We start from the raw sequence: 6,393 nt of genomic DNA, 5'->3' as shown, positions 1-6,393 counted from the left end.
CGAAACCTTAACAGTCTCAAAAGTCAATCTACTCTATTAGCTAAGGCTGCGTAACATCAGTGAATAATGTAGAATGTGTAATGAATAATGTGCTCATTCCTCTCCCATTTTTCATTACACATTCTACATTGTTCATTACACATTCTACATTATTCTTATGTCTCCCATTCCATACGGCCGCCAACACATCACAGACGAGGACATTGCGGCCGTGGCCGAGGTACTTCGCGGTCCATTCCTGACGCAAGGGCCTCATATCGGTGCGTTTGAAGCTGCTTTCGCTACGTATGTGGGCAGTCAATACGCCGTAGCCATAGCCAACGGAACAGCCGCCTTACACCTGTGCTGCATGGCATTGGGCGTGAAAGAAGGTACACGGGTTATTACAACGCCCATTACGTTTTCAGCTTCGGCCAACTGTGTCCGGTACTGCGGGGGCGAGGTCTATTTTGCGGATATTGATCCCGAAACAGCCTTACTCGACATCAACGCCGTCCGAGCTTTACTGGAACAGCATCCGAAAGGCTATTTTTCGGGTATTATTCCCGTCGATTTTGCCGGTTATCCGGTCGATCTGGCTGCCTTCCGCGACTTGGCGGTTGAGTATGGTTTGTGGCTTCTGGAAGATGCCTGCCATGCACCAGGCGGTTCATTTGTAGATCGTAAAGGCATAACTCACCGCTGTGGCGATGGGTCGCTGGCTGAATTAGCCATTTTCAGTTTTCACCCGGTCAAGCATATTGCAACTGGCGAGGGTGGCATGATTACAACCAACGACGAAGCACTGTATAAACACCTGCTTCGGCTCAGAACGCACGGCATAACCAACAAACCGGCCGAGTTAACAGAGCTCTATCCCGGCGAACCTGAACGCGGTGGCTGGTACATGGAGTTACAGGAACTGGGCTATAATTACCGCCTGACCGATATGCAGGCCGCCCTGGGAACAAGTCAATTACAACGTGTGGATGCCATGTTAGCGCGTCGGCAGGAAATTGCCAAACGCTACGATGATGCCTTTTCTGGAACCAACGTTACCATCATCGTTCCGCCCGCTCAGGTGAGCCATGCGTATCACCTTTACGTAATTCAAACTGACGATCGGAAAGGGCTTTACGATTTTCTTCGGACGAAAAATATCATGGCACAGGTGCATTACATTCCGGTGCATCTGATGCCCTACTACCGGCAGTTCGGCTGGAAGCCGGGTGATTTTCCAAATGCTGAACGGTATTATGCCCGATGCCTGAGTTTGCCGATGTTTCCAACACTGACCAACGAGGAGCAGGAGTATGTCATTGACGTGGTAAAGGAATTCATGGGCGCATGAGCAACGTAGCCATCATAACGGCGCGGGGCGGCAGTAAACGAATTCCGCGCAAAAACATCCGGCTCTTTTTGGGTAAACCCATCATTGCGTATGTCATCGACGCTGCGCTACAGTCGGGTTTGTTCAGCGACGTGATGGTTTCGACGGATGATGCTGAAATTGCAGACATTGCCAAAAAATACGGTGCGTCGGTCCCGTTTCTTCGTACTGCCGAAACGGCGGATGATCATGCAACAACTGCCGCTGTACTGGACGAAGTTCTGGCTCAGTATAAGCAACAGGGCAAGATATTCGATTACGCTTGCTGCCTCTACCCTACCGCGCCCTTCGTCACGCCCGAACTGCTGAAGCGAGCATTCTCAACCCTGACTGACAAACAGTTCGATACGGTGTATCCGGTTCAGCCATTCAGCTTTCCTATTCAGCGTGCTGTGCTCCTACGAGGGTCGAAAGTGCAGTGGTTTCAGCCTGAACACGCGCTGACCCGGTCGCAGGATCTGGAGCCGACTTACCATGATGCAGGCCAGTTTTACTTCTTTAACGTAGCCCCATTTCAGCAAAGCAAGCGGCTTGTTACGGACAACTCAGGCGGTATCGTCATTTCCGAAATGGCCGCCCATGATATTGATACCGAGGCAGATTGGCAGGTGGCGGAGTTTAAGTATAAAATGAATAATGGATAATGTAAAATGGACAATGCAAGATTCACAGAACCCAGAACAATCATTATCTATTATCCATTTTACATTGTTCATTAAGCTATGAGCCAAATCCTTTTCCGCGCCGATGGTAACGCTCAGATTGGTTTAGGCCACGTGATGCGTTGCCTTGCCCTGGCCGACATGCTGAAAAATGATTTTTTGATGCGATTTGCGCTTGTCGAGCCAACGCCAGAAGTTAGTGCTTCGATTGAAAAGGCTGGGTTGTCAATCGTTTCGCTACCAGAATCGTCGCAACAAACTTCTTTTCTGGCTCAGATCCATCCTGACGAAATCGTTGTGCTGGATGGGTATGCTTTCGACGAAGCGTTTCAGCAATCGGTGCAGGAGCGGGCAAAAAAACTGGTCTTTATCGATGATTTGATCGATGGCCATCAAGTGGCCGATGTAATTATCAATCATGCCGGTGGTGTTTCTGATATTGATTATGATGCCGAACCAGATACCCACTTTTGCCTGGGCCCCCACTATGCGCTGCTACGACCGGAGTTTTTGAATCCAGCAGGTTTCGGCGAAACACCTTTGGACGGCCCCATCTTTGTTAGCCTGGGCGGTGCCGACCCACACAATACATCGCTGACAGTGCTGGAAGCCATTCGACAGGTTGATACTACTCTGGCGGTTCACATTGTTTTAGGGCCTTTTCACCCAAACCGAGCCGCTATTGAATCCTATAAAAGCCAAATACCCAATCTGACCATTCTACAGAATCTGACAGCCGCAGAAATGGTTAACGAATTGCAGCAATGCCGTTTGGCCATTACCGCTTGTAGCACCATCAGTTACGAGGTTTGCGCTGTCAATCGACCCTTGATCGGCATTGTCACCGCCAATAATCAGTCTCGACTAGCGCGGTTTCTGTCCGAAGAAAAACTGGCGCTATCGGTCAACTTCCCAACCCTACTCACTCGTTTGACGCCCGTACTCGGGTTAGACCAGTTGGTAAAATTAGCGATTCAGGCGTTTCAATTTTCGCCTGAAAACGCGGCTGATTTACTTATAAACCAGCGTCGGTTTTTCGATGGTCAATCGCCCGAACGGTTTCGTGCGCTGTTTCGAAAATTAAGTACGTAATTCGGTCAGATGTTCGCGCTATAACTATGCTTACCTACCGAACGGCCCAACCTGCCGATGCCCGTCTTTATTTCGACTGGGCCAATGACCCCGATACCCGGCAGCAGTCGTTTAACTCCGCCCCGATTTCGCTGGAAACGCACACGGCCTGGTTTACGAGAAAATTAGCCGACCCCAACGCCCTGTTGCTTATTTTTTCAAACGATGCAGGACAGCCGGTTGGACAAGTACGTTTTGAACGGACACCGGTAGCGGATATGCCCGACGAAATTATTATTGGTGTCTCCGTCGATGCCCGACAGCGGGGAAAAGGTTTAGCTAGTCAACTGATTCAGCAGGCATGCGCTATTTGCCGGAAACGATGGGATGCCGTCACGATTCACGCTTATATCAAACCGGAGAATCAGGCGTCGAAACGGGCTTTCGAAAGGGCCGGTTTCAAATTGTCGGGCGAAAGCGGTAAATTTGGAGTTGCTGGCCAGCAGAGGCCATGCTTGCTTTACCTTAAAACTTTATAGCCGAACTGCCGTCGCGGTGTTGAAGAGGCCATAGGGTTGATTAGACTATGACAAAAGACCAACCGATTCAGGTTGCCCACCATACTATTAGCCCGGCCCACCGTCCGTTTGTTATCGCCGAAATGTCGGGCAATCACAATCAATCGCTCGACCGGGCCCTGGAAATTGTCGACGCTGTAGCGGATGCCGGTGCTCACGCCCTTAAGCTCCAAACCTACACCCCCGACACGATTACCTTCAACGGAGGATCAGAAGAGTTTTACATTCGGGACGCCAAGTCGCTCTGGGCCGATAAAAATCTCTATAAGCTTTACGCGGAGGCCTATACCCCGTGGGAGTGGCACCAACCAATTTTTGAACACGCCCAAAAGCGGGGAATGATTGCCTTTAGCTCGCCTTTCGATACCACGGCGGTTGATTTTCTGGAATCACTGAATGTGCCGCTCTACAAAATTGCGTCCTTCGAAAATACGGATCATATTCTACTCAAAAAAGTAGCGCAAACGGGTAAGCCGGTCATTATGAGTACGGGGGTAGCATCGGTTGCCGACCTTGACGAATCAGTGAAAGTATTACGTGCCAATGGCTGCAAAGATCTTATTCTGCTCAAATGCACCAGCACTTATCCCGCCACGCCCGAAACAACCAACCTGCTCACTATACCGCACATGCGTGAGTTGTTCAATCTACCTGTGGGTCTCTCTGATCATACAATGGGCATTGGCGCAGCCGTAGCAGCCGTAGCCCTTGGAGCAGTAGTACTTGAAAAGCACGTTACCCTGCGCCGGGCCGATGGTGGGGTTGATTCAGCCTTTTCGTTAGAACCCGACGAACTCAAAAATCTCGTTATTGAAACCGAACGGGCACAGCTGGCCATGGGGCAGGTCAGCTACACACTAACCCCGAAAGAAGAAAAAAGCCTGCAATTCAAACGCTCATTATACGTCGTGCGCGACATGAAAGCGGGTGAGCCCTTCACACCTGATACCGTCCGCAGTATCCGCCCCGCTAATGGCCTGCATACCCGTTATTACGACGACATCATCGGCAAAACCGCCAGCCAGGACATTAAGGCGGGAACGGCGCTGGCGTGGAATTTTATTCAATGAATAATGTAAAATGCACAATGTATAATGATAAGTAACTGACTCTATTACTTGCACATTCTACATTATTCATTCTACACTATTCATTTTTCATTCACCTACATGGGTATCATAAAACGGCAAACCATACAGAGTTCTATTTACGCCTATGCAGGTGTGGCCGTTGGCTTTCTGACGCAGGGGCTCTGGTTTCCGAATTTATTTGAGGGCACCCAGGTCGTAGGCCTGCTAACCCTGCTAATTTCGCTGGCACAGGTACTATCGCAGGCAGCAAACTTAGGTTTAAACGGCGCCGGGGGTAAATATTTCCCCTTTTTCCGAAACACCGACCGGCAGCACAACGGATACCTGCTTATTGCCTGCCTGACTACCCTTATTGGCTTCAGTCTTTGTGTGCTTATGTTGTGGCTGGCACGCCCCTGGATTGTTAAGTGGTATTCAGCGGATTCAGCTCTGTTTGTCGAATATTATTATCTGCTCATACCATTAACATTCTTTACGGTCTATTTTACCGTTTTCGACAATTACGCCCGCTTACTTTATGATCCCGTTACAGGAACGCTGCTACAACAATTTGTTCAGCGGGTGCTGGTTCTGCTGGCAGGTGGGTTGTACTGGCTGGGGTGGGTTACTTTACCCCAATTTCTGGGCGTTTGGCTACTAGCTTTTTTTATTCCATTGGTCGTCATGATTATCAGTGTTGCTCAGGATGAGGCTTTATTCTTCAGCCGTAAGTTTGTATCCGTCAATGCCAACTTACGTCGAAATATGATGCGTTATGCAGGGCTAACATTCACGTCTGCCCTCTCAACACAGATTGTCTGGACCATTGATAAGTTTATGATTAACAGTAGACAAGGCTTGGGCGATACTGGAATTTATGGAACGGCGTCTTACTTTGCTACCGTCATTGCGATACCAGCAACCACCTTATACAAGGTTTCGGGAACGCTTATTGCTGAGTCGTGGAAAACAAATGACCTGGATAATATTGCCAGTATTTACCGAAAAAGTTGCCTGAATCAGCTTATTGCAGGCTGCCTGGTCTTTGTGGGTGTAGCAGCCAATTTACCCAGTGTCTTTCGATTTCTACCTCCCGATTACGAAGCGGGTTATTACGTCATTCTGTGGCTGGGGCTGGGCAAACTGATCGATATGGCCACTGGAGTAAATGGCATCATTATGAACACTTCACGCTATTACACCTACGACTCATTGTTTTTTGTCGCACTTGTTTTTATTACCATTGGCGCTAACCTATACTTAATACCCCGTTTTGGCATCAATGGTGCCGCTATGGGAGCCGCACTGGCAACAATGCTCTTTAACCTGGCCCGGACACTGTTTGTCGGCTTTGCGTTTCGAATGCAACCGTTTACCTGGCGAAATCTTGCTGTTATTCTGTTAGGCCTTGCCGTATGGTGGATCGCCGTTCAGATTCCTTACCCTGATGCAGATGCACCAAAGTGGCGCTTTATCCTGGATATTGGCTGGCGTTCAACAATGATTAGTGCCCTGTTTGGTGGAGCAGTCATTGGCCTAAAGCTCTCTACCGATATTAACCAGATGGTAGAGGGATTAAGAAAACGGTTTTTAAACTAGTTTGACGTTTGATGTCCAAAGTTTGACGTTCCTAATAGCAAGAC

6 protein-coding genes are annotated in these 6,393 nt (G+C 49.0%); all 6 read left to right on the top strand.

Annotated elements, in window-relative coordinates:
- The first annotated feature begins 157 nt into the window (after positions 1–157).
- Complete coding sequence (gene pseC, locus ACYVGO_RS15635) at positions 158–1,330, top strand: UDP-4-amino-4,6-dideoxy-N-acetyl-beta-L-altrosamine transaminase (RefSeq protein ID WP_460970083.1); 1,173 nt, start codon at positions 158–160, stop codon at positions 1,328–1,330.
- A complete protein-coding gene (pseF, locus tag ACYVGO_RS15630; protein WP_460970082.1) occupies positions 1,327–2,013 on the top strand; it encodes a pseudaminic acid cytidylyltransferase in 687 nt (228 codons plus the stop codon). Before pseC ends, pseF begins: the two co-directional genes overlap by 4 nt.
- A 78-nt stretch (positions 2,014–2,091) precedes the next feature.
- Positions 2,092–3,123, top strand: coding sequence for a UDP-2,4-diacetamido-2,4,6-trideoxy-beta-L-altropyranose hydrolase (gene pseG, locus ACYVGO_RS15625; RefSeq protein WP_460970081.1), 1,032 nt, complete (start codon positions 2,092–2,094; stop codon positions 3,121–3,123).
- Between the two features lie 26 nt (positions 3,124–3,149).
- Positions 3,150–3,641 (top strand): GNAT family N-acetyltransferase, encoded by a 492-nt coding sequence (locus ACYVGO_RS15620; RefSeq protein WP_210422407.1) that lies wholly within the window; start codon positions 3,150–3,152, stop codon positions 3,639–3,641.
- Between the two features lie 47 nt (positions 3,642–3,688).
- Positions 3,689–4,750, top strand: a complete 1,062-nt coding sequence (pseI, locus tag ACYVGO_RS15615; protein WP_460970080.1) for a pseudaminic acid synthase — start codon at positions 3,689–3,691, stop codon at positions 4,748–4,750.
- Positions 4,751–4,849: 99 nt separating this feature from the next.
- The gene (locus ACYVGO_RS15610) at positions 4,850–6,349 is read left to right on the top strand and encodes a lipopolysaccharide biosynthesis protein (RefSeq protein ID WP_460970079.1); all 1,500 of its coding nucleotides are present in this window, start codon (positions 4,850–4,852) and stop codon (positions 6,347–6,349) included.
- The last annotated feature ends 44 nt before the right edge of the window (positions 6,350–6,393 follow it).

This window comes from Spirosoma migulaei (assembly GCF_054776855.1).
The sequence above is the reverse complement of the archived record's forward strand: the minus strand, read 5'-3'. Positions and strand labels throughout refer to the sequence as shown.

What these genes read in the sequence shown, in the direction of transcription:
- ACYVGO_RS15610 (WP_460970079.1), top strand. Translation starts at nt 4,850, where the DNA reads ATGGGTATCATAAAACGGCAAACCATACAGAGTTCTATTTACGCCTAT.
- pseF (WP_460970082.1), top strand. Translation starts at nt 1,327, where the DNA reads ATGAGCAACGTAGCCATCATAACGGCGCGGGGCGGCAGTAAACGAATT.
- pseC (WP_460970083.1), top strand. Translation starts at nt 158, where the DNA reads ATGTCTCCCATTCCATACGGCCGCCAACACATCACAGACGAGGACATT.
- pseG (WP_460970081.1), top strand. Translation starts at nt 2,092, where the DNA reads ATGAGCCAAATCCTTTTCCGCGCCGATGGTAACGCTCAGATTGGTTTA.
- pseI (WP_460970080.1), top strand. Translation starts at nt 3,689, where the DNA reads ATGACAAAAGACCAACCGATTCAGGTTGCCCACCATACTATTAGCCCG.
- ACYVGO_RS15620 (WP_210422407.1), top strand. Translation starts at nt 3,150, where the DNA reads ATGCTTACCTACCGAACGGCCCAACCTGCCGATGCCCGTCTTTATTTC.